Raw genomic sequence first — 25,158 nt, 5'->3', positions numbered from 1 at the left:
TGACACATTTTCTAATTATCCAATTAGCTCTTCAATAAAGCTTGTTGTGATTTGGGTAAAATCTTTAAAAATATGATCAGCTTCATGTAAAATTGTTTCCTCACCAATTCCAACACTTACCATTTCTGCAATATTTGCCGCTTGAATTCCGGCAACAGAATCTTCAAATACAATTGAATTTTTGGGATCAATATGTAATAATTGAGCCGCTTTTAAGAATACTTCTGGATCTGGTTTTGCATTGGTAACGTCATTTCCGTCAACAATAACATCGAAGTAAGATAGAACTCCAGTTTTTTCTAAAATTGGTCTTGCATTTTTGCTAGCAGAGCCCAATGCAATTCCTTGATTTTTCTCTTTTAATAGTTGTAGAATTTTTAAAACTCCTGGAAGAACCTCACTTTCATCCATGTGAACTAAATAAGATAAATAATCTTCGTTTTTTTGAACTAGCCATTTGTCTTTGTCTTCCTGAGAAGCTTGAACATTGCCTAACCCAAGTATAATATCCAACGAACGAACTCGGCTAACACCTTTTAAAAGTTCATTGTCTTCATGCGTAAAATTTATATTTAATGACTGAGCGATTTTTTGCCACGCCAAAAAGTGATATTTAGCGGTGTCAACGATTACACCGTCCAAGTCGAATATAAATGCTTTTTTATTCATTTTAGTGAAAAAATTATTCTTAATTATGATTTTTGAGAAACGTCGTCTACGTCTTTTACTTTAAAAACTAAAGCTGCAGCGATTAGGAAACTTACCCCGCTTGTAACTAAAGCATAAATGGCATCTCCGTTGTAAAGATATTTGACGATTGGGCCACCAATTAATGCATTTACAATTTGCGGAATAACAACAAAGAAGTTGAAGATTCCCATGTAAACTCCCATTTTTTTAGGTGTGATAGATCCTGCAAGAATTGCATATGGCATAGCCAAAATACTTGCCCAGGCAACTCCAATTAAAATCATTGGCAATACAACCCAGTCTTCATTTGGCATGAAATAAATTGAGATTAAACCAATTCCCCCAATGATTAATGAAAGTGAATGTGTTGCTTTTCGACCGATTTTTTTAGCGATGTATGGTAAGAAAAATAAAGCAACAATGGCAGAAACTAAGTTGTAAACACCAAATAGAATTCCGACCCAGTCTCCAGCATCTTGATATTGCTGGCTTGAAGTATCTTCTAATGGCAAACCGTAAATATGATGTGCAATTGCTGGAGTTGTAAAAACCCACATTCCAAATAATCCGAACCAAGAGAAAAATTGCACCCAGCTAAGCTGACGCATTGTTACTGGCATTTTTGCAAAATCAGTAAAGATGTCTGTAATTTTTGATTTTTCCTCAGAATCAACAATCACTTCATTTTGAGGATCTTCAAATTTTGCCAGTTCTTCTGGTGAATATTCTTTGGTTGTGAATAAGGTCACTAAGATTGAACCAATTAAAACCGCTGCACCAATGATAAACGACAAAGTCAAATTCAATGGAACACTTCCCGGAACAGTGCTGTTTGGTACACCAAAATATTTCGTTAAAATGTATGGAAGTGCTGAACCAATCACGGCTCCAAAACCAATTAATGAGGTTTGAATACTAAATCCTGCAGTACGCTGATCTGTTCTTAAATTATCTCCAACAAGTGCACGAAAAGGCTCCATGGCAATGTTGAAAGAGGCATCCATTATCATTAACATTCCAGCGCCAACCCATAAAGCAGGAAGTACAGAAATGAAAATATTAGCTTGTGGCATTAGAATTAATCCTACCGAAGCTAAAACGGCTCCCACTAAAAAGAAAGGTTTTCGTCTGCCGAATTTTCCCCAAGTTTTGTCGCTGTAATGACCAATGATGGGCTGTACTATTAATCCCATAAGAGGAGCAATAATCCAGAACCACGAAAGTTCATGTACGTCGGCACCAAAAATTTGAAGAATTCTGCTGGCATTTGCATTTTGAAGTGCAAACCCCATTTGGATTCCTAAGAAACCGAAACTCATATTCCAGATTTCCCAGAAACTTAATTTACGCTTTTCCATTATCGTAATTTGAAAAATTATACGATAAGCGCCTTGCTTATCAAAACTTTGTTCTTTTCGAAGTAAAACTAAAAGCCTTGATGGGCGTAAAATTATAAATTATTTTTTTATTTATGCTAATAAAAAAGCCATAAATATTTTTTATGGCTTTAGAAAGTGTTGATTTTAAGTTTTTTAGTCAGTAGATTCTCTTTTTATTAAATGAGTTTCTATGACTTCTGTGGTATAGTTTTCAGTATGTTCTTCGTCGTCATCTTCTTCGGCCTCAAGTCTTTCGATAAGCATTTTAGCTGCTTTGTTGCCCATTTTTTCACCACTTTGACTAACGGTTGTAATTGTTGGAGTAGAATATTTTGAAATAATTCCGTCAGTAAATGCAATTACTGCTAAATCTTCAGGAACTTTAAGCCCCATTTTATTAGCCGTTTTTATAATTGTTACGGCAAAAAGCTCGTTTACAGCAAAAACAGCATCAAAAGCTCTTTCGTGCAAAAGCTGACTGATAGTTATTTCGCAAGTTTCTACATCTTCAATTTTGATGATCAGGTCTTCATTAAAGGGTAATCCATTATCTAATAAAGCTTTTTCGTAGCCATCGGTTCTCAATTTTCCAACGCTTACATAATCGACTGTAGTAACTAGAGCAATCTTTTTGCGGCCATTGTCGATTAAGCTTTGAACTGCTTCATAAGCAGCAGATTTATCATCAATAATTACTTTATCGCATAAAATATCATTAGTAACACGATCAAACATTACTACAGGCATCCCTTGATTGATAACTTCGGTGATATGATGGAAGTCTCCTTTAAACTGTGTTTCTTTAGAAAGAGACATGATAAAACCATCGATACTTCCGTTGGCTAACATTTCCATGTTTAGAACTTCTTTGTCAAAAGAATCATCTGATACACAGATTACTACACTGTATCCGTGTTCGTTTGCAACCTGCTCTACACCATTGATAACAGTTGAGAAAAAGTAGTGTACAATTTCTGGAATAATAATCCCGATACTCTTTGTTTTTCGGTTTTTTAAACTCAGAGCAATATTGTTTGGTTTGTAGTTGTAAAACTTCGCAAAAGCCTGCACTTTCAGTCGTGTTTCTTCTCCAATTTCGAGACTGTTTCTTAGTGATTTTGAGACAGTTGAGATAGACACGTCAAGCTCCTTTGCAATCTGTTTGAGGGTTATTTTACGTTTCATGAGGTTAGTTGAAAAAAATCTAATTAGTAATAAAGGTGTATAATATTTTTGGTATTTGCAATTTTAACGCTAAAAGATTACAAAAAATAGAAAGTTTTCAACACTACCACGTTTTCGTAAAGCAATAAAAATAGCCTCCTGTCGAGCATGTTAATAAATTCATAATTTTGAAATTCGAAGTAAAATTAAAAACTTAACTAACATTCAAAAACTCAAAACTAATTTAAACAAAAAGTATGAAAACAATTTACAAAAAGTTGTTATTTTTATTCCTATTGTTGCCTTTTACAGTGTTGGCTCAGAACACTTTAAAAGGGACTGTTGTTGACAAAACAACTGGTCAGCCAATCCCAGGAGTAAATGTAAATGTACAAGGTGCTCCAAATGGTGCATCAACTGGATTTGATGGAAATTACCAGCTGTCAAATGTTAAAAACGGTAACAAAATCGTTGTTTCTTTTATTGGATACAAGACAGAAACAATTGAGTACAATGGCCAAAAAACGCTTAACATTTCTTTAGAAGAAGATACAAATCAGCTTAAAGAAGTTGTGGTGCAAGTTGGTTACGGTACTGTGAAGAAAAAAGATGCAACAGGATCTGTTTCGCAAATTGCAGCAAAAGATTTTAATAAAGGGATTAACGTAACTCCAGAATCATTAATCAGCGGACGTATAGCTGGTGTTAATGTAGTTGGGGGTGGAGCTCCTGGAGCAAAAGCTGATATTAGAATTCGTGGAGGATCTTCATTAAGTGCTTCTAATGAGCCATTAATTGTAATTGATGGACTTCCAATGAGTAATGCAGTTCCTAGTGGAGCAACTAGTATATTGTCTACAATAGATCCTAGTGATATCGAATCATTTACTGTTTTGAAAGATGCATCTGCAGCAGCAATTTACGGTTCTCGTGCCGCAAATGGTGTAATCGTAATTACTACTAAAAAAGGAACTAAAGGTGGCGTAAAAGTAAACTTTAGCTCTCAAGTTGGTATCAATACTGTTGCTAACACTGTTGATGTGATGAGTGCAGATGAATATCGTGCTATTGTAAATGCAAATGGTACTTCAGCTCAAAAAGCTTTATTGGGTACAGCAAACACAAATTGGCAAGATGAAATTTTTCATACTGCTCTTACAACCAACAATAATATATCTGTAAGCGGTTCTTTATTCAATAAATTACCAGCACGTTTATCTGTTGGAAATGTTGATAATCCTGGAATTTTAAGAAATACTTCTTTTGAGAGAACTACGACATCGTTATCGTTAAATCCAGTTTTATTTGATAATCATTTAAAAATAGATATTACAGGAAATTTAGCTTTTGGAAAAAATCAATTCCAAAATGAAGGAGCAGTAATTAGTAGTGCAATCATATTTGATCCAACACAACCAGTTTATCAAGCAGGTTCTCGTTACGGAGGATACTTCGAGTGGTTGGAAGGAAATGGAAATGTACCGTTATTGCCAGCAAGAAACCCTGTGGCAAGATTAAATCAAGAAGATAGAAGAGCAACTTCTACAAGAAAATGGGGTAATATTAGATTAGATTATAAATTTCATTTCTTCGAAGATTTAAGAATCGTTGCCGAAGCAGGTATCGATAAATTTGACAGTGATGGGTACAATGCAATAAGTACTGAAAGTATTTTAGGATATCAGCCTAATTCATTTGATAAAGGTAATTGGGTAAACTTAGGAGGTTATACTCACTATACAGATAATCGTCAGAACAAAAACTTAAACACATACTTTAACTATACTAAAGATATCGGTAAGTTTAAAATTGATGCAACAGCTGGTTATAACTATCAGTTATTCCAGAGAGAAGGATTTAATTCTGGAGATATCAAACAACCAAATCCACCAGCAGACGTTACAACTGATCCAGACATCAATTTGCAATCGTATTTTGGGCGTGTGAATTTAGGATATGACAGTAGATATTTATTAACTGTTAATTACAGAAGAGATGGGACTTCACGTTTCTCTAAAGAAAATAGATGGGGTAACTTCGCCGGAGGTGCTTTTGCATGGAATGTAGCTGAAGAGTCATTCTTAAAAGATAATGAAACATTATCTAGTTTAAAATTAAGAGTTGGATACGGAACTACTGGTCAGCAAGATATTCCACCTGCATATGATTTCTTAAGAAGGGTAACTTTTGGAACGATTAATACGCAGTATCTATTTGATGGTGTTATTTACAAAGCAGCAAGACCAGAAGGATACAATGAGAATATTAAATGGGAAGATTTGGCTGAGATGAACATTGGTGTTGATTTTGGTTTCTTTAAAGAAAGATTGACAGGTTCTATTAACTATTTTGATAAAAAATCTAGTGATTTATTAGCAGATATCCCAGTTCCAGATGGAGCAAACATTCGTAACCAAGGATATAGCAACATTGGAAGCGTTAGAACTAAAGGGGTTGAATTTAGCCTTCAATCGGATATTATTAAAAATGATAAATTAACATGGAATGTTGCTGCCAACGTAACTTACATTGATCAAAAAATTTCTGACTTAGGGGTAACAGCTCCAGGATTTCAGGGATATATCACCGGAGATGTAATTGCCGGAGGTACTGGTAACCAAGTGTTAATTCACTCTGAAGGTTATGCTCCAAATTCATTCTTTGTATTTGAGCAATTATACGATGCAAACAAAAGACCTATTCAAGGGGCTTACGCAGATAGAAATGGTGATGGTGTAATTACAGATGCTGACCGTTATAAATATCATAAGCCAACAGCAGATTATACTTTTGGATTGTACTCTACTTTGAATTACAAAAAATTCGATTTTACAATGAACTGGAGAGCTAGTTTAGGAAATTATATTTTTGATAACGTAAGTTCTGATAAAGGATATTTACAAGCAGGTTTAAGAAGAGATTCTGATCTAGCAAATATTACAAAAGATTATTACAATACAGGTTTTACAACTGAAAGTAATTCAAATGGAACTCAACGTAATTACTCAAATTATTACGTAAAAGATGCTTCTTTTATTAAGTTAGATAACATTGTATTAGGATATACATTTGATAAATCATTACTAAAAGCAGCTTCATTACGATTTACAGCGGGAGTTCAAAATGTTTTTGTACTTACAAAATACAATGGTTTAGATCCTGAAAAATTCAACGGAATAGATAATAATGTTTATCCAAGAGCGAGAACATTCTTGTTTGGAGTAAATGCGAATTTCTAATAGTACATTGAAAATTAAATTTAAAAAATAAACAAAATGAAAATATCATTTAAATATATATCTTACTTTCTCCTATTGATTTTGGGAGTGAGTATGACACTTGCTTCATGTACAAGCGACTTAGATGTAACGCCAAAGGATGATGACGAGTTTCTTTCTGATGACTTTTTTAAAGATCCAACATCTTACAAACAAGTATTAGCAAAATTATATGCTGGTTTATATGTAGGAGGAAATGATGGTGATGGTCAAGCAGATATTGCTGGTCTTGGAGGAGATTTCAGTAGTTACCTTAGGTTGATGTTTGTTACTCAGGAATTTCCAACAGATGAAGCTATTGTTGCTTGGAGTGATGATGGTTTGCCAGCTATAAATGGACAAAAATGGAGCCCAAGTAATCAGTTCTTGTACGGAATTTTTTCAAGAGCTTTTTATGAAATTAGTGTTGCGAATGAATTTTTAAGACAAAGTACAGACGAAAAACTTGAAGAAAGAGGTTTTGATGCAAAAGTAAAAGCAGAAGTAACTACTTTAAGGGCAGAAGCACGTTTTTTAAGAGCTTTTTCGTATGTGAATTTAATGGATTTGTTTGGAAACGTGCCTATTACAACTGAAAAAGATCCAGTTGGGTATTATTTTCCAGAACAAAAAACAAGAGCAGAAGTTTTTGCTTTTGTAGAGTCAGAATTAAAAGACATGGATGCTACTTTAGCAGCTTCTGGATCTAATGAATATGGTAGAGTTGATAAAACAGCAGCTAAATTTTTATTAGCACAAATTTATTTAAACTCTAAAGTTTATACAGGAACAGAAAGATATAATGATGTAGCTACAATATGTAACGAAATTGTAACAGGTTCTGCATATACTTTTGCTAATGTTCCTTACCGCTATTTATTTTCTGCAGATAATGATAGAAATGGAGCGCAAAATGAAGTTATTTTCCCTGTTGTTGGAGATGGAAATGCAATTAGAGCAATTGGTGGAGGTATGAGTTTTATTTTACACGCTTCTATTGGAGGAAAAATGGTTAGTGCAGATCAAGGAATGGATGGAGGTTGGTCTGGTATCAGAACAAGACCAGAGTTTGTTAGTTTATTTCCTGACGTAAATGCAGCTTCTGATAAAAGAGGAACATTTTTTACTGACGGACAGACTTTGGATATAGCTGATTACGGAGTGTTTACTAATGGTTATGCAGTTACAAAATTTACAAATGTAAATTCTGATGGTTCTAAAGCACAAAGACCTGATATGCCAGATACAGATTTTCCAATGTACAGATTATCAGATGTATATTTAATGTATGCTGAAGCTACGCTTAGAGGAGCATCAACAGGAAATATGACTACGGCTTTGGAATATATCAATAAAATTAGAGCAAGAGCAAGCGCTGGTATTATTACAAGTTCTGAATTAACATTAGATTTTCTTTTAGATGAAAGAGGTCGTGAGTTATTTTGGGAATGTCACAGAAGAACAGATTTGATTCGTTTTGGTAAATTCACAGGATCATCTAAAATTTGGCAATGGAAAGGCGGAATTAAAAATGGTAGCGGTACAGATTCATATAGAGATTTGATGCCTATTCCGTCAAGAGCTATTCAAGCAAACCCAACTTTAAAACAAAATCCAGGATACTAACTAACCCTTATAAAAAATAAATAAAATGAAAAATATATATAAAATTTTAATCGCATTCATTGGTGTATTAGCGGTGTCATGTAATGCAGATGATGTAGAAGAAAGACCAGTAATTACGCCAGAGTCAACACCTGTTTTACTTAGCCCACAAAATGACTTTAACATTGTTCTTACTAAAGAAAATGAAAAAGAAATTGCAACTACAGTAATTTGGGATTATGCAAAATATAGCGGTACTGCTACTGTTGTTAATTATACTATCGAAATTGCAAAAGCAGGTACAAGCTTTGCTGCACCTGTTGCAGTTACTACAACAACAGAGCGTTATAAAGCGTTAACTGTAGCTGAATTAAACTCTGCTTTGGTTAATGGTGGCTTTATTGAGAAAGAAGAAAACAGTGTTGATATTCGTATCAAAGCTACAGTTGGTACTGGAGCAGAAGCACAATATTCTAATTTTTATACTTTTAAAGCAACTCCTTACCATACACCATTAGCAACTTCTCACTGGTTAGTGGGTGCTGCAACTCCTGGAGGATGGACTTGGGATGGTGATGCTGAAACTGAGTTCCCACTAGTAGTTGGTAAAACAGATGTTTACCGAGTAACTGTTGTTCTTAAAAGCGGAGAAGCATTTAGAGAATTCTTAGGAAATAACTTTACAAGTAATGGTAACTGGGATGCAAGTCATAACTATACTTACTACTCTGGATTAGGTTATACTATTGATGACGAATTAGTAAACGCTGGAGATGGTGACAGTAACTTTAAATATACTGGACCAACGGGACCAAGAGTTTTAACAATCGATAACGGTGCTAAAACGATCACATTAGATTAATTTTTCGAACACAATATTTCAAAAGGGCTGTCTTGATAGACAGCCCTTTTTTTATGCAATTTTCTCAAAACAGTCAATCGTTTTATTTTTATTATTTTATGGTTAAAAATGAAATACTGATAATTATTTTATTATTTTTTTAATGTTATTGTTATTTATTAACACTATAACGTTATAGTTTGATTCAGAAATACCTTACCGTTAATCGGTAAGGTATTTTTTATATTTTTAAAAAATCAATAGCATTTTACTGCTAAAAATTCCCATTTTTTTTGATTTATTAGTCTGATTAGTTTGTAGTTGCAAATGCAAATTAAAAGACTCTTAAATACAGGTTGCGCAACCTAAGACCGAGCCTGAAATTGATGTCACTAAAAGATGATTTTGTAACACCCAAAAAGCGGAAGCCGAAAAGCTTACGAGTAGGCTAGTTTAACTTATTAATAATGAAAAAAATTAATTTAAAAAGTATTAATGAGGGAATGAAAAGAGAAGAAATGCGAATGATAAAAGGTGGCTGCGGATGCGGCGCTGGTCTGGGCAGTTCTTGTATTCCTAATAGTCCAGTGTTTAATTGTGCTGCTCCTTTAAAATGTATTCCTAAACCACTATTTCCGGGAGATACATTTACTGCAGTTTGCTCTTAAGCTTTAAAAATGCATTTCAAACAACAACCAAAAAGCGGAAGTCGAAAAGCTAATGAGTAGACAAGTAAAACATTAAAATTTATTAAAAATGAAAAAGATTAGTTTAAAAAATATTACAGAAGGTTTAAAAAGAGACGAAATGAGAATGATTCAAGGAGGATCTGGATGTGGATCTCCAGCAGGAAGTTTCTGCTATGTAAACCATGGTATTTTTAATTGCGCACCAACTTTAAAATGTGTTCCAAAACCACAATATCCAGGAGACATTTATACAGGAATTTGCTACTAAGCGATTCTTTAAATTTTATAAAAAGACTATGCTATAAGTAATCTTATAGTATAGTCTGTTTTTTTAGCTCGAGAAAATGAATAAAATAATATTACTAAACTGTTACTTAGGAAAGCTTCCTTGGTATTTTGATTTTTTTCTAAAGTCTTGTGAGACTAATCCAAGTATTGATTTTGTTATTTTTTCTGATGATGAAGAAGAAAGAGAAATTCCGAAGAATGTAAAAATTATAAAATTTACATTGGAGGATTTCAATTCTTTAGCTTCACAAAAACTCAATCTTGATATTCAAATCTCTAGCGCTTATAAAATTTGTGATTTTAAACCCGCATTTGGTGTCATCTTTCAAGATCAGATTTCTGGATATGACTTTTGGGGCGTTTGCGATATCGATTTGGTTTTTGGAAGAATTAGAGAATTTATGACCGAAGAGCTACTGGATAATTTTGATGTCATTTCGGTTAAAGATTCTTTTCCGTCGGGTTATTTTTTACTTTTTAGAAATAATTCTATTGTCAATTATCTATTTGAAAAAAGTAAGGACTATAAATTCATTTTTACATCCAATGACAATTATTGTTTTGATGAATGCGGTGGAGCTTATGATGAAGTAATTTCTGGAATAAATATTCTTGATGTACCTACAGAAACAGAAAGTATTCATCATGTTTTAGTAAAAGAACAAAACAATATTAGAGTACATTTTGATTTGTTTATTATTGAGGGCACACCTGGAAAAATAAAATGGGACAATGGAATTTTGAGCTATAAAAATGAGTATGAAGTTTTACTCTATCATTTTAGCAGTTATAAGAATAACATTTTTGCCGTTCAAAAAAGATGGAAGAAAATACCCAAGTCCTATTATATTGATAAATACAACGTCAGAAAAAGTTCAAACATTTTTTTTGCTAAATGGACAGATCATATAAATCCAAATTTTAAAAATTTTCTTTTTAGAACAGACATGTTTTGGTCCAAAAAGTTAAATGTTACAGCATTGCGAAATTTGGAAAAAGGACAATATTCTTACATGAATCGGACTGTTTTTATTGGAAAAAATGCCAAACAGCAAAATTATTTATGTTATGAAAATCTGGAGAATCAGTTTGATTTGACTCAGATGATTTTTCATTCTAAGTATTTTTTCAATACACAAACCAAGCATTATTATAGACATGAAAAAAATAGTTTCTCGCAAGTATTTCTTGATGGAAACTTAATTAAATACTCCAAATTATAAAATCAATGAAAATAATTCAATCATTTTGGTCACAAAATCTAGACAATCCATTAGCTGAAAGTTACGGATGGCTTTCTGAAGCACACAATTGGTTAAGCTGGATATTAAGTGCAAATCAATTAGCTAAATTTTATAAGGTAGAGTTATATACCGATCAAAAAGGGTATGAAATATTGATTAATCAGCTTCAGTTGCCCTATCATAAAGTTCATGTTGTTTTAGATGAGCTCAATCATTATCATAAAAGTCTTTGGGCAATGCCTAAAATTAAGACGTATAGTCTTCAAGACGAGCCTTTTTTACACATCGATGGAGATGTATTTATTTGGAAAGAATTCTCAGATGAATTGTTGAACGGAGAATTTATTGCCCAAAATCTAGAAGTTACTACAGAATATTATGCAGAAATGTGGAAAGACATTTATCCTCATTTAGTATATGTTCCAGAAGAGATGAAAGATTACATCAATAATCATAAAAATTACGCTTATAATATGGGTATAATCGGAGGTCGTAATTATGAATATTTCAAGAAATATGCAGCAATTTCATCAGAGTTTGTAGACAAAAATAAATTGGTTTGGGATTCTATTAACGGATTTAATTTTAATATTTTTTTTGAGCAAGTATTGTTTTACAATATGGTAAAACAGTCTTCAAAAAAAGTCAATTGCTTGTTTGCGGATACACCAAATGATAGTAACTATATCGGATTTGGAGATTTTGATAAAGTGCCAAACCAAAAAAGCTATTTGCATTTGTTAGGTACATACAAAAAAAGCGTGCGTATTTGCAGTAGTTTAGAGACTTATGTCATTAAAGAATATCCAGAGTATTTTGAGCGATTGAGAAAATTGTTCCCTTTTAATTTTTCACAATATAATATGTCATTTGATCATTCTAAAAACTGGAATTTGAAAAATGATTTTAAGCTTAAAAATACTTTAGATGTAAAACAAGAATTTACAAACGAATATTTAGTAGGAAGAAATTTTATGTCTTTGGAGTTTCCACAGGAATTTGATTTTTTAATTGCTAATGATAAACCTTTTGAATTATCGAAATTATCTGAAACAGAAATTACTGATTTTTTTGATGAGCAATTAAATGAAAATGTTAGATATGTAGTGCTGCCAGAATTAGATCAAAAAATATCACGTTTAAGTATAGATGAAATTGACGAATTGGTTCTAGAAGAACTTGCCGAGCCTATTCTTTACAAACAACTTATTCGCAACATGACGGCATATTTGGAAGAAGATGTAGATGAGCAGGGAAAAAACGATTTTATAGAACTGATCCAGAACAGAATTAGATTCTTTTTAGCAGAAAAAGTACTTTTTTTGAAAGCAATGATTGAAGAACCAGATTTAATTTCATCAAAATGATAGACTTTTTTTATCTAAAAAAATACCTTCATGAGCATAAGTATAGTCATCTTGGAGAAAAATTTTTACTCGAATTAGAAGCGCATCCAGATTATCCAAGCTTAATTGCTATGGTTGATGTTTTCAATTATTATGATATCGAAAATGTAGCAGCCAGAATTGATCAAAGCGAATTACCAAATCTGCCAGATACATTTATTTCTATTTTTTGCACTTATACAGGAAATGAAATTGTTTATACAAAAAAAATCGGGCAAGATTTTGAGATCCAATTTGCAAATGGCTTTGTTCAAAAACTTTCCAGAAGCGAATATTTAGCAGGATGGAACGGAATGATTGTAGCTATTGAAGAAAATGAAAATGCTGAAAACGTAGAGAAAAATATTCTTTTTAAGAGTGTTCCTTTGTTTTTATTGATCACAATCGGTTTTGCTTTTTTTCAAGTTTATACTAACAATATAATAAGCCCTTTTTTATCAATAGGATACTTTATAGCATCATTTTTAGGATTGGCAATTAGTATTTTTTTAATTAGAGAAGATTTAGGATTTCATGACACTGCAATTTCAAGAATATGCTATGCTACTAAAAAAACAAGTTGTAAAGAGGTGCTTCATTCAAAAAAAGCAAAAATTTTAGGAGGTTTAAAATTGACGGATCTTTCTCTAATATACTTTTTAGGATTGACTGTTTTTTCAATTTTTACCAAATTTCAAGACTATATTTTTATTTATAGCTGTTTAGCTTTTTTTAGTATTCCGGTAATGTTGTATTCTGTTTATGTACAAAGTTTTGTTGTGAAAAAATGGTGCATATTGTGTTTAGGAATCTTGCTTGCATTGGCAATTCAGGTTTTGATGGTTTTAAATTATGGTTTTAGCGTCAATCCAAATTTTGCTGAAGCTAAAAATGCTGTTGTGTTTTTGTTTGCTTTGATTTTTATAAGTTTTCTTTTTCTGGAAATTAAAAGACTTATAAAAAACAATTTGACCAACAATATGATTGAGCTAAAATACAATCAGCTTAAAAGAAAATATCCTGTTTTTAAAGTCTTGATTGATGGTGAAAATAGTGTAGAAGAACTCGTTCTAGAAAAATTACAAGCCATTGTGATTGGAAAAGAAAACGCTCCAATTACAATCAATGCAGTTCTTAGTGCGTCTTGTATGCATTGTCATAAAGTTTATGAAAAACTAGTAAAACTGCAAGCCAAAAATCCAGACTACTTAAAGATAAAACTTGTCTTTAATATAAATGTCGAGAATTTGCAGAATCCATATAACATTATCTATAAACAGGCAATTGCTTATTATATAAAAGGAGAATACAACAAAGCGGTTTTATCATTGAATGAATGGCATATCGATCGATTAGATTTTGAACAATGGAAATTGAAATGGCAAGACAACTATTCTGAAATCGGAATAGCACAAATACAATCGCAATACCAATGGTGTCTTGAAAACAAGATTTTTTATACACCAGCAATTCTAGTAAATGGGCAATTATTGCCTAAAGAATATGAAGCTCACGAACTCAATTTTTTTATTGATAATCTAATAGAAGAAAAAATCGCCGTATTTTGAAAATTACCTCTTTCCCTTTTTACAAACAGCCCGACACTAAAGATTGCGGCCCAACCTGCTTACGTATTATTGCAAAATATTATGGAAAAGTAATTGAACTGCAACAAATACGAAACCTTTCTGAAACCACTCGAGAAGGCAGCAGTCTTTTAGGTTTGAGCGATGCAGGAGAAGCTTTGGGTTTTAGGACGCTTGGGCTAAAAACTAATTTTGAAACTCTGCAAAACGAAATGCCTTTGCCTTGTATTGTGCATTGGAATAGTCAGCATTTTGTTGTGGTTTACAAAATAAAAAACGACAAAGTTTATGTCTCAGATCCAAGTCACGGTTTAATTATTTATTCTAAAGAAGAATTTATTAAGTTTTGGATTGGTAAAAATGCACATGAAAAAACAGAAGAAGGAGTTGCCCTTTTTTTAGAAACAACTCCAGAATTTTATAAAAACGAATGGGACGATGAAAACTCTAAAAGGAGCTTTAGTTATCTGACAAAATATTTGTTTCGTTACAAAGGCCTAGTAATTCAGTTAATTATAGGATTGGCTGCGGCGAGTTTGTTTTCATTGCTGTTTCCGTTTCTTACTCAAAGTATTGTCGATGTCGGGATTCAGACTCAAGATTTGAACTTTATATATCTAATACTTTTAGCTCAATTAATGCTTTTTGCAGGCCAGACAGCAATAGAAGTGTTGCGTTCTTGGATTATGCTTCATTTAAGTACAAGAATAAATATTTCATTGGTTTCTGATTTTTTTATTAAACTGATGAAATTGCCGATTAGCTATTTTGATAGTCGAATGACTGGAGATATTATGCAGCGAATAGCAGACAATAGAAGAATTGAGCAATTGTTGACAGGAAGTTCGCTGAATGTAATGTTCTCACTTTTAAATCTAGTTGTTTTTAGTTTTGTGCTGGCTTTTTATAATCTGCAATTGTTTTTGGTTTTTTTAATTGGAAGTAGTGTTTATCTCAGCTGGATTTTGTTTTTTTTGAAAAAAAGAAAAGAACTAGATTATAAACGTTTCTCTCAGGTTTCAAACGAGCAATCTAAAGTAATCGAGCTTATAAACGGAATGCAGGAAATAAAAATGCATAATGCCGAAAAGCAAAAACGATGGGGCTGGGAGTTTGTTCAGATTCGTCTTTTTAAAGTTAATATTCAAGCCCTGACTTTGGAGCAATGGCAATCTGTTGGGTCAAATTTTATTAATCACTTAAAAGATTTATTAATTACTTTTTTTTCTGCAACCCTTGTTGTTAAAGGAGATTTAACTCTCGGGATGATGCTGTCTGTACAATATATTATCGGACAATTAAATAGCCCTTTAATGCAGATGGTAGGTTTTGTGAGATCTCTTCAAGATGCTAAAATAAGTTTAGAACGATTAGGCGAAATTCATGACAAAGAAGATGAAGAGGATGCTTTAAATCCTAAAAATCACGATTTATCACATTCTGATGTTTTTGTAAAAAATATATCTTTTAAGTATACAGGAAGTCAGGATTATGTTCTAGAAAATTTAAATCTGTTGATACCAAAACAAAAAACAACCGCAATAGTAGGAACAAGCGGCAGCGGAAAAACAACTTTACTAAAGCTTTTGATGAAATTTTATGAGCCAAATGCAGGAGAAATCGTTTTGGGGAATATGAAGTTTAGTACTATTTCTCCAAGTGCTTGGAGAGGAAAATGCGGTGTTGTAATGCAGGATGGATTCATTTTTAATGATACAATTGCAAATAATATAGCGGTTGGAGAAGATTATATCGACAAGAAAAAATTACTGCATGCTATTGAAACTGCCAATATCAAAGAGTTTATAGAATCTCTTCCGCTTTCGTACAATACTAAAATAGGAAATGAAGGAACTGGAATTTCGGGTGGACAGAAACAAAGGCTTTTGATTGCAAGAGCAGTTTATAAAAACCCTGATTATTTGTTTTTTGATGAAGCCACTTCTTCTCTAGATGCTAATAATGAGAAGATAATTATGGAAAATCTAAATCAGTTTTTGGTTGGGAAAACAGCAGTAATTATCGCTCATCGTTTATCGACTGTAAAAAACGCAGACCAGATTGTAGTTTTAGAAAAAGGAAGAATAGTCGAAATAGGCACACACAAAGAGCTCGTTCTTGCTCAAAGAAATTATTACGAATTAGTGAAAAATCAATTAGAATTAGGGAACTAGTTCCCTGTTAATATAAGATAACAAAATGGCATCAAAAGTTTTAGATGATTTAGAGTTGCGTTCTGAGGCCGTGCAGGAAGTATTGTCAAATCCTCCAGCATGGATTGTTCGTTATGGTATTTCTATTGTATTTGGAGTGATACTCTTATTTATTATTGGAAGCTGGTTTATTAAATATCCAGATGTAATACCCGCAAAAGCAATGGTAACATCTAATTATCCGCCAGAACGATTAGAATCAAAAGTCAATTCAAGAATTGTAAAATTGTACATGCCTAATTCTTCACAGGTTAAAAAAGATGATGTTCTTGCAATTTTAGAAAGTACTGCCAATTTTGAAGATGTTTTAAAATTAGATAAAATGGTGTCTTCAATTCCATTAGATTATCAAGCGTTTTATTTCCCTTTTCAAGAAATGGGCAATTTACAGCTGGGAGATATTCAATCTTCATTTAGTCAATTCCATAAAGCTTATATCGAAAACGAATTGAACCAAAAACTACATCCTTATTCCGAAGAAATAAATGCAGGTAAAAGTTCGCAAACAGAAAACAAAAACCGATTAGAATCGCTATACGGGCAGCAAAAATTAGAAAAAGTTAAGCTTTCTTTGAGCGATGTTCAATATCAAAGATCGCTACAGCTTTATGAAAAAGGAGTTATTTCAAAGTATGATTTAGATGTTCAAAAAGCAAATAATTTGCAAGCCAAGCAAAGCTATGATCAGATAAATACAGCCATTTCTCAACAAAGAGAAGCAATAGAACAAGCAAAAAAACAAGTAGTAGCCAGTGAAATTTCTCAAAAGAAAGCAGACGTTACTAATTTGGCTTCTTTGTTTCAAGCATTAGATGAATTAAAAAAAAGCATTCGAATCTGGAAACAGAATTATTTATTTCAGGCCAATTATGATGGAGTTTTTAAATTTCAAAATTCATGGAAAGAAAATCAGCTCATAAAAGCAGGTGACTTGTTTGCGACAGTATTGCCAGAAAATCAAGGGCAATATATAAGTAGTCTAAAAGTTCCGTCGCAGAATACAGGTAAAATAAGGCAAAATCAAAAGGTTCTAATAAAATTAGATAATTATCCTTTTCAAGAATACGGAATGCTGGAAGGCCGTGTTCAGTCTATGTCGACAATAGCAGACAAAGAAGGAAATTATTTTATTGAAGTAGTCATGCCCAATGGACTTCAAACTAGCTATGGCAGAAAGATAAAATTTGATAAAGAATTGACAGGATCTGCAGATATTATTACTGATGAAATGCGCCTCATTGAACGTATTTTTTATCAATTTAGAAAATTAGTTCAAAGATAAATATGGAGTTCTGATTTTTTTACTTAAAAAATGAAGCATACTAAATTTTGTTTTTATAATAATTTTCAGAGATTTATTATAAAGTTTTAAACACTACAACGTTGTCGTAAGTCTATTTTAGAAGCGCTTCTCCAAGTTCTCGACTTAATAAGATACCTTTATTAATTATCTCAATTTTTTGCTTGATTAATCATTATTTAAATATGAAAAAAACTTTACTTTTTATTTTCTTTTTATTGTCGATTATTGCTGATGCTCAACAGATAACAGTGTCTCCAGCTGTGTTTCAGGTTAATCAACAGATCAAAATAACAGCTTCATTTGCATCGGGTACATGTAATACAATGGGAACGAGTCCTACTAAAGTATATATGCATGCGGGTATAGGTAACGAAGCAAATGCTTGGCAAGTTGTTAAAGGAAATTGGGGAGCTGACGACGGTGTTGGCCTAATGACAAAAGAAACAAACGGAACTTGGAGCATTACCATTACACCGAGTGTTTATTTTGGGTTGACTGCTACACAGCAATCGGCGGCGACAAAAATGGGAATTGTATTTAGAAATGCAAATGGAAGCCAGACATTAAAATTGGCTCCATCATGTTCTGATTTTTTTGTTAGCGTAGGATCTTTTCAAGTTACCTTGACTTCTCCAGCCGAAAATAGCACTTCAATTGTTTCGTCAGGTTCAAGTTTTAATATTGCTGCAACAAATACTGGTGGAGCAGGCAGTTATACTTTAAAAGCTAATGGAGTAACCATAAATACAAATGCCAGTACTTCAAGCTATTCGTATACGCATACCAATATTACAAGCAATCAAAGCTATGAGCTAATTGCAACTCAAGGTACAGCTACAATCTCAAAGAAATTTGCAGTAGTTGTAAATCCAAATACTGTTTCTCAAGCTATGCCGACAGGCTTAGTTGATGGAATTAATTATAACGCTTCAGATGCCACAAAAGCAACTTTAGTATTAGACGCACCTCTTAAAGATTTTGTTTATGTTGCTGGAAGTTTCAATAACTGGCAGCCAACGTCGGCTTATGCTATGAAAAAAGATCCTTCTTCGGGTAAATTTTGGCTAGAATTAACAGGTTTGGTCTCAGGTGTAAATAATACGTACCAATATTGGGTTGTAGATACAACTCCAATTGCAAATTCACCATCAATGGTAAAAACAGCAGATCCGTATTCAACCTTAGTTTTATCACCTTATGATGATTCTTCAATTCCTGCATCAAAATATCCAAATATGCCAGTTTATCCTGCAGGGCAAAATTTTGAAGTTACAGTTTTAAAAACAGGGCAAACCCCTTACAATTGGAAGGTGACTAATTTTGATAAACCTCAAAAAGAAAAATTAGTCGTTTATGAAGTTTTGGTTCGCGATTTTGATGCATCAAGAAGCTATCAAAGTTTAATTGATAAAATAGATTATTTTAAAAATCTAAAAATCAATGCTATTGAATTAATGCCAGTAATGGAATTTGAAGGCAATGAAAGTTGGGGTTATAATACTTCATTTCATATGGCTTTAGATAAGTTTTATGGAACTTCGGATAAATTAAAAGAATTTATTGATCTGTGCCACCAAAACGGAATTGCAGTAATTCTGGATGTTGCATTAAATCACGCTTTTGGAAGAAATCCTATGGTAAGAATGTGGATGAATGATCCTGATGGAGATGGTTTCGGGTCACCTACAACAGAAAATCCATATTTTAATACAGTAGCAAAACATACTTATAGTGTTGGTGAAGATTTTAATCACCAATCATTAAAAACACAATACTATGTAAATCGTGTTATTAAACAATGGATTGAAGAATATAAAATTGATGGTTTCCGTTGGGATTTGACAAAAGGATTTACGCAAGCATGTACAGCTTCAAACGAAAGTTGTACAAATAGCTATCAGCAAGATAGAGTAGATGTTTTGAAAAAATATGCCGATTATTCGTGGAGTTTAGACCCGACACATTATACTATTTTCGAACACTTAGGAACTGATGCCGAAGAACAGCAATGGGCAAATTATCGTGTTAGCGAAACACCAAGTAAAGGGGTGATGATGTGGGGGAAAATGACAAAAGAATACAATCAATTGTCAATGGGATATGCGTCTGAAAGCAACATTTATAGAATGAATAGCACAAGCCGTGGATTTACTGCCAATCGTTTAATGGGTTATGCTGAAAGTCACGATGAAGAACGTTTGATGTATAAAAATGTACAGTATGGAGCTTCAAACGGAAGTTATAATGTAAAAACATTAAATACAGCCTTATCTAGAATGTCTGCAATTGGAGCAGTTTCTTTATTAATTCCTGGGCCTAAAATGATTTGGCATTTTGGAGAATTAGGAATGGATGATTCTATTTTTAGCTGTAATAACGGAACGGTAAATGATGAAACAACAACAACTCCTGGAGATTGTAAATTAGATACAAAACCACAGCCACAATGGACAGAAAATTGGCTTGGCGATTCAAATCGAAATAAAATATACAATGATTGGGCTAAAATGATCACGCTTAAAAAGACAGAGCCTGTGTTTTTAGGGACAGCAACAATGGCAAATACAACTACTTTGACAGTAAATATCAAAATTACAAACAGCAGCTTGGCTTCAACTCAGCTTAAAGATGTTGTGATTTTGGCAAATTTTGAAACAACTGTACAAAATATGATTCCAGCATTTCAATACACTGGGGCTTGGTATAACTTAATGGATAATTCAACGATAAATGTTACCAATGTAAATACTCCAATTAGTCTAGCTCCAGGAGAATATAGAATTTATGGTAATAAACAAGCAAATTTGGCAATAGAAGATTTTGAAAAAGGAAATCAGGTCAACCTGTATCCAAATCCTGTTTCCGATTATTTTACTTTAGGTTTTGCAACTTCAAAAGTAGATATCTATTCTATTACAGGACAATTAGTAAAAATATTCAATACAAACGGAAATGCAGATTATCAATTCTCAGTTAGTGGTTTAACTTCTGGTTTATATCTTGTAAAAACGTTTGACGAGAATAATAAAGTTCGCGTTGTGAAATTTATTAAAAATTAGGTTTGGTTAGTAATGAAAAAGGGCTGTCTAGAAATGGACAGCCTTTTTTTTTGAGTAGTTTTTTGCTATAAATGTCTTATTTTAATATTTTAATGTCTTTTTGGGGTTGTCTAATTATCAGACACTAATTTTATGATTTAACTATGATTGTTTTATTTGTTTTTTCTTTTAGGTTCGTTGTATTCTCCAATCAAAGAGTAATATCCAAATGTTCCTAATCCCATTACGATAAGCGGAGTTAGTATAAATAAAATAATTACACCAAATACCAAATCGTCTTGTTGATCTGAAAGAAGTTTTGGCAAACCAAATTCAAACACGCAAAAATAGGCGGCAGCTGCAGCCAAAGCAATCCATAACGCCCCTAAAACCTGTTTAATCGCATTCATTTTTTAATAAATTTTAAAGGTGAGTAATTTTGTTTTTGTTGTCAATATAAATCATTCCAATAACAAAGCAGATTCCAGCAATAATTATCGGATACCATAATCCGTCCAAATAATAATCGGTTTTGCCTGCTGTTTTGGCGTGTGATACAAAATAAGTAGAAATAGCGGGAAGCAATCCGCCAAAAATTCCATTTCCTACATGATAAGGCAGTGACATAGAGGTGTATCTAATTTTGGTTGGAAACATCTCAACTAAAAATGCTGCAATTGGACCATAAACCATTGTTACGAAAAGTACCTGAATAAAAACCAGAAAAATTAAAGCCCATTTATCACTTGAAGTTATTTGGATTGAAATATTTGTTTGTACATCTTTTTTATCCATGTACGTTTTTTTCTCGATCAAGGTTGTGCCGTCAGTGTATTTTTTTTGACTTATTGTAACAGAACTCCCATCAGCTTTCTTTTCAGTCGTTTCTCTAGGATTTTCTACAATTTCTGTTTTTTGACTGATATCTGTTGTGTTATACATTGCTGTATAAATAGATCTGTAAGATAAAATAGCGAGCAACATTCCAAACATCATAATATATTTGCGGCCCACTTTATCGCTTAACCATCCAAAAACAATAAAAAACGGCGTTCCAATTAAAAGGGCAATTCCCAATAATTCGTCTACTTGCGATGAATCAACATTCATTACTGTTTTCATAAAGCTCATAGCGTAGAATTGCCCCGTGTACCAAACAACACCTTGTCCCATTGTGGCTCCGAACAAAGCCAAAAGAACAAACTTTAAATTGTACCTATTTCCAAAGCTTTCCTTTAACGGATTTGTACTTGTTGTTCCTTCTTTTTTAGCTTTCGCGAAAACAGGAGATTCATCCATGTTTTTTCGAATTAAGTAGGAAACTCCAACCATAGCGATTGAAACCCAAAAAGGAACACGCCATCCCCATAAGTCAAAATTTTCTGCAGAAAGCGCGCTTTTGGTTGCTAGAATAACCATTAGAGAAATAAATAAACCAACAGTAGCAGTTGTCTGAATCCAAGAAGTCCAATATCCTTTTTCTCCTGGTGGCGCATGTTCTGCAACATATGTGGCTGCTCCTCCATATTCTCCTCCAAGAGCAAGTCCTTGAAGTAAGCGTAAAATCAAAACCAACAAAGGAGCTAAAAAGCCAATTGTTTCATAACTCGGAATGCATCCAATTAAGAAAGTGGAACCACCCATTAATAATAAGGTAGCCATAAAAGTATATTTACGTCCAATGATATCACCAAGTCTTCCAAAGAATAAAGCTCCAAATGGGCGAACTACAAATCCGGCAGCAAATGTGGCCAAAGTAGATAAAAACGCAGCGGTTGGATTGTCACTTGGGAAAAATTTTGTTGAAATAACGACAGCCAAACTGCCAAAAATGTAAAAGTCATACCATTCGATCATGGTGCCCATAGAAGAGGCCGAAATTACTTTCCAAATGCCCTTAGTAGAAGTTTTGCTCATAAAACTGCTTTGAGATCTTGTTAATAAATCAAATATAAAAATACAGTTTTACGAATATAGAAGATTATTTTTTATTCAGTCAATACTTTTTTAACAAAAACTATTAATTTGTTGACTTTTGAGTTTAACCGCAAAGACGCAAAGAAAAACCGCAAAGGTTCGCAAAGTTTTTTTGAATTGGCTCCAGCTTTAGCTGGAGTTTGAATAAAAAGAAATCGGAATGGCTTTAGCCGAAAACGCATGATTTGGCTAAAGCCTTATCGTTCGTTTGTTAAATACCTCCAGCTAAAGCTGGAGGCTATTCAAAAAATTAATACAAAAAAATTAACTTAATGACATCATCCATGACTATAGGGATTGTGATTAAAAAAACAGAAAAGTATAAAAAACAAAAAACCCACTCGGTTGAGTGGGTTTTGTGGTACCTCCAGGGATCGAACCAGGGACACATGGATTTTCAGTCCATTGCTCTACCATCTGAGCTAAGGTACCGTGCTTGTTGCGGGTGCAAATATATAATCATTTTTGGTTTGTGCAAAACATTTTTTAGAAAAAATCTATTCGTATCTTCGCAAAAGCAAAAAAGGAAATATGATTTTAACGATCGATGTTGGCAATACCAGAATTAAAGCATCTGTATTTGAGGATAATACTTCTCTAGGAAATTTTGTTTTTGATAAAAATGAAATTGAAAAAAAAATTGAAAATATTTTAGAAAAATATCCAAAATGCTCCGATTTGGTTGTTGCTTCTGTCGGAAATATCGAAAAAAAGTCCTTTTTAACTTTTGAAAATAGGCTGAAAGTTCATTTTTTCACTCACGAAGATGTTTTTCCTTTTCATAATAAATATGCAACACCAAAAACTTTGGGTATAGACCGAATGATTTTGGCAGCAGGAGCGACACTGCAATTTCCAAAACAAAATCGTTTGGTTATAGATGCTGGAACATGCATTACCTACGATTTTATCGACGAAAATGATAATTATTTGGGAGGAGCCATTTCTCCAGGGCTTCGTTTGAGATATGAATCACTGCATAATTTTACGGCCAGACTGCCGTTACTTACTTTAGAAGAACCCGATTCTTATGTAGGAAACTCGACGGCACAAGCCATTCATTCTGGTGTTGTCAACGGTTTCGTCTATGAGATTGACGGTTTTATCGATGAATATCGCAAAGAGTTTTCAAATTTTATCATAATTTTAACGGGAGGCGATGCAGATTTTTTGGCTAAACGATTAAAAAATACCATATTTGCCAATTCAAATTTCCTTCTGGAGAGTTTGAGCCAAACATATCAATATAAAATCGACAATGATTAAAAAAGTAATACTAAGCGCTTGTTTGCTTATATCGTTCGTTTCATTCGCTCAACAAGGTACTGCGTCACCTTATTCTTTTTTCGGGATAGGAGATGTGAGATTCAAGGGAACACTTGAAAACAGATCTATGGCTGGAGTTGCAGTAGAGCAAGACACGATTCACTTAAATTTAGATAATCCGGCAAGTTATGCCAGTTTAATTCAGACAACTTTTACAGTTGGAGGAACATATGCGACTTCTAATTTAAAAACGACTTCGCAATCAGAAAAAGCACAACGCTCTACTTTTGATTATTTGGCATTAGGAATTCCGATGGGAAAATTTGGTGCTTCATTTGGTTTGATTCCTGTCAGTTCAGTAGGTTACAAAATTCGTGAAGATAATTCGGCAACAGAAGGAGCAACAAGTTCTCAGCTTGACGGAAAAGGTGGTGTCAATAAAGTATATTTCGGTTTATCATACAAAATAATGCGTGGTTGGAACGTTGGGGTAGATGCGCAATATAATTTTGGTAAAATTACAACTACTAGTATAGAAGCAATTACTGGTGTTCAAAACGGAACGGCAGAGGTTAATACTTCAGAACTTTCAGGTGTTGGATTTAGTTTTGGAACAATGTATCAGAAAAAAATCAACAAAAAGACGAGTGTGTTTTCTAGTTTGAGTTATTCTTTTGCTAGTAACCTGAATTCAGATAATACAAGAGTTATTTCAGTTCAAGGCGATTCAGATCCTTATGTAATTCCAACAGAAACAACAAAATTAAAACTTCCAAACAAATTGAGTATTGGTTTGGGTGTTGGTGAAGCTAGAAAATGGCTTGTAGGAGCAAACATGACGTTTCAAGGAGACGGACAGTTAGCAAATTATTATAATTCTGCAAGTAATGTAAGATACGAAAGCTATTCTAAATATGCAATTGGAGGATATTACCTTCCAAATTACGCTTCTTTCACTAGTTATATGAGCAGAATTACTTATAGAGCTGGTTTGAAATATGAAAAAATTGGTTTAATTGTTAATAATGAATCAATTAAAGATGTTGGTATGACATTAGGAGCAGGAGTTCCGATTCCAGGATCTTTCTCAAATGTGAATTTCGGAATTGAATTTGGTAAACGTGGTACAACGGCAGCAGATTTAGTTCAAGAAAATTATGTTAATTTTAGTGTGAGTTTCTCTTTCAATGATAAATGGTTTGTGAAGAGTAAATACCAATAAACAAAATATAT

The 25,158-nt window shown here is 33.0% G+C and carries 18 protein-coding genes and 1 tRNA gene; 13 read left to right on the top strand and 6 right to left on the bottom strand.

Going from position 1 to position 25,158, the window contains the following annotated elements:
* Positions 1–15: 15 nt before the first annotated feature.
* The 3 genes from pgmB to JC605_RS02475 all read right to left on the bottom strand — a co-directional run bounded on the left by pgmB (position 16) and on the right by JC605_RS02475 (position 3,254).
* Positions 16–669, bottom strand: coding sequence for a beta-phosphoglucomutase (pgmB, locus tag JC605_RS02485; protein ID WP_198854722.1), 654 nt, complete (start codon positions 667–669; stop codon positions 16–18).
* A gap of 23 nt (positions 670–692) precedes the next feature.
* On the bottom strand, positions 693–2,048 hold the full coding sequence (locus JC605_RS02480) for an MFS transporter (protein ID WP_198854721.1): 1,356 nt from the start codon (positions 2,046–2,048) through the stop codon (positions 693–695).
* 174 nt (positions 2,049–2,222) lie between these two features.
* Positions 2,223–3,254 (bottom strand): LacI family DNA-binding transcriptional regulator, encoded by a 1,032-nt coding sequence (locus tag JC605_RS02475; protein WP_198854720.1) that lies wholly within the window; start codon positions 3,252–3,254, stop codon positions 2,223–2,225.
* Between the two features lie 236 nt (positions 3,255–3,490).
* Here JC605_RS02475 and JC605_RS02470 point away from each other — a divergent pair, with 236 nt between their 5' ends.
* The 11 genes from JC605_RS02470 to JC605_RS02420 all read left to right on the top strand — a co-directional run bounded on the left by JC605_RS02470 (position 3,491) and on the right by JC605_RS02420 (position 20,703).
* The gene (locus tag JC605_RS02470) at positions 3,491–6,472 is read left to right on the top strand and encodes a TonB-dependent receptor (protein ID WP_198854719.1); all 2,982 of its coding nucleotides are present in this window, start codon (positions 3,491–3,493) and stop codon (positions 6,470–6,472) included.
* A gap of 36 nt (positions 6,473–6,508) precedes the next feature.
* Positions 6,509–8,116, top strand: coding sequence for a RagB/SusD family nutrient uptake outer membrane protein (locus JC605_RS02465; protein WP_198854718.1), 1,608 nt, complete (start codon positions 6,509–6,511; stop codon positions 8,114–8,116).
* Positions 8,117–8,141: 25 nt separating this feature from the next.
* The gene (locus tag JC605_RS02460; RefSeq protein ID WP_198854717.1) at positions 8,142–8,957 is read left to right on the top strand and encodes a SusE domain-containing protein; all 816 of its coding nucleotides are present in this window, start codon (positions 8,142–8,144) and stop codon (positions 8,955–8,957) included.
* A 446-nt stretch (positions 8,958–9,403) separates the two neighbouring features.
* The gene (locus JC605_RS02455) at positions 9,404–9,604 is read left to right on the top strand and encodes a hypothetical protein (protein ID WP_198854716.1); all 201 of its coding nucleotides are present in this window, start codon (positions 9,404–9,406) and stop codon (positions 9,602–9,604) included.
* Between the two features lie 88 nt (positions 9,605–9,692).
* Complete coding sequence (locus JC605_RS02450; protein ID WP_198854715.1) at positions 9,693–9,893, top strand: hypothetical protein; 201 nt, start codon at positions 9,693–9,695, stop codon at positions 9,891–9,893.
* 76 nt (positions 9,894–9,969) lie between these two features.
* On the top strand, positions 9,970–11,136 hold the full coding sequence (locus tag JC605_RS02445; protein ID WP_198854714.1) for a DUF6625 family protein: 1,167 nt from the start codon (positions 9,970–9,972) through the stop codon (positions 11,134–11,136).
* 5 nt (positions 11,137–11,141) lie between these two features.
* A complete protein-coding gene (locus tag JC605_RS02440) occupies positions 11,142–12,524 on the top strand; it encodes a DUF6734 family protein (protein WP_198854713.1) in 1,383 nt (460 codons plus the stop codon).
* Positions 12,521–14,110, top strand: coding sequence for a vitamin K epoxide reductase family protein (locus tag JC605_RS02435; RefSeq protein WP_198854712.1), 1,590 nt, complete (start codon positions 12,521–12,523; stop codon positions 14,108–14,110). The genes JC605_RS02440 and JC605_RS02435 overlap by 4 nt, the downstream gene beginning before the upstream one ends.
* A 2-nt stretch (positions 14,111–14,112) precedes the next feature.
* On the top strand, positions 14,113–16,302 hold the full coding sequence (locus tag JC605_RS02430) for a peptidase domain-containing ABC transporter (protein ID WP_198855518.1): 2,190 nt from the start codon (positions 14,113–14,115) through the stop codon (positions 16,300–16,302).
* A 25-nt stretch (positions 16,303–16,327) separates the two neighbouring features.
* Positions 16,328–17,623, top strand: a complete 1,296-nt coding sequence (locus JC605_RS02425; protein ID WP_198854711.1) for an HlyD family secretion protein — start codon at positions 16,328–16,330, stop codon at positions 17,621–17,623.
* A gap of 203 nt (positions 17,624–17,826) precedes the next feature.
* Complete coding sequence (locus tag JC605_RS02420; protein ID WP_198854710.1) at positions 17,827–20,703, top strand: alpha-amylase family glycosyl hydrolase; 2,877 nt, start codon at positions 17,827–17,829, stop codon at positions 20,701–20,703.
* 152 nt (positions 20,704–20,855) lie between these two features.
* Here the strand turns inward: JC605_RS02420 and JC605_RS02415 are convergent, their stop codons facing one another.
* The 3 genes from JC605_RS02415 to JC605_RS02405 all read right to left on the bottom strand — a co-directional run bounded on the left by JC605_RS02415 (position 20,856) and on the right by JC605_RS02405 (position 23,091).
* Positions 20,856–21,092 (bottom strand): DUF6814 family protein, encoded by a 237-nt coding sequence (locus JC605_RS02415; RefSeq protein WP_198854709.1) that lies wholly within the window; start codon positions 21,090–21,092, stop codon positions 20,856–20,858.
* Between the two features lie 13 nt (positions 21,093–21,105).
* On the bottom strand, positions 21,106–22,599 hold the full coding sequence (locus tag JC605_RS02410) for an MFS transporter (RefSeq protein ID WP_198854708.1): 1,494 nt from the start codon (positions 22,597–22,599) through the stop codon (positions 21,106–21,108).
* Positions 22,600–23,018: 419 nt separating this feature from the next.
* A tRNA-Phe gene (locus tag JC605_RS02405) sits at positions 23,019–23,091 on the bottom strand.
* Positions 23,092–23,190: 99 nt separating this feature from the next.
* Here JC605_RS02405 and JC605_RS02400 point away from each other — a divergent pair.
* Both JC605_RS02400 and JC605_RS02395 read left to right on the top strand, forming a co-directional pair.
* On the top strand, positions 23,191–23,925 hold the full coding sequence (locus tag JC605_RS02400; protein ID WP_198854707.1) for a type III pantothenate kinase: 735 nt from the start codon (positions 23,191–23,193) through the stop codon (positions 23,923–23,925).
* Positions 23,918–25,147 (top strand): hypothetical protein, encoded by a 1,230-nt coding sequence (locus JC605_RS02395; RefSeq protein WP_198854706.1) that lies wholly within the window; start codon positions 23,918–23,920, stop codon positions 25,145–25,147. Before JC605_RS02400 ends, JC605_RS02395 begins: the two co-directional genes overlap by 8 nt.
* Positions 25,148–25,158 lie beyond the last annotated feature (11 nt).

Origin of the sequence: Flavobacterium sp. IB48, from assembly GCF_016405855.1 — a bacterium.
Classification (GTDB): Bacteria; Bacteroidota; Bacteroidia; order Flavobacteriales; family Flavobacteriaceae; genus Flavobacterium; species Flavobacterium ginsengisoli.
The sequence above is the reverse complement of the archived record's forward strand: the minus strand, read 5'-3'. Positions and strand labels throughout refer to the sequence as shown.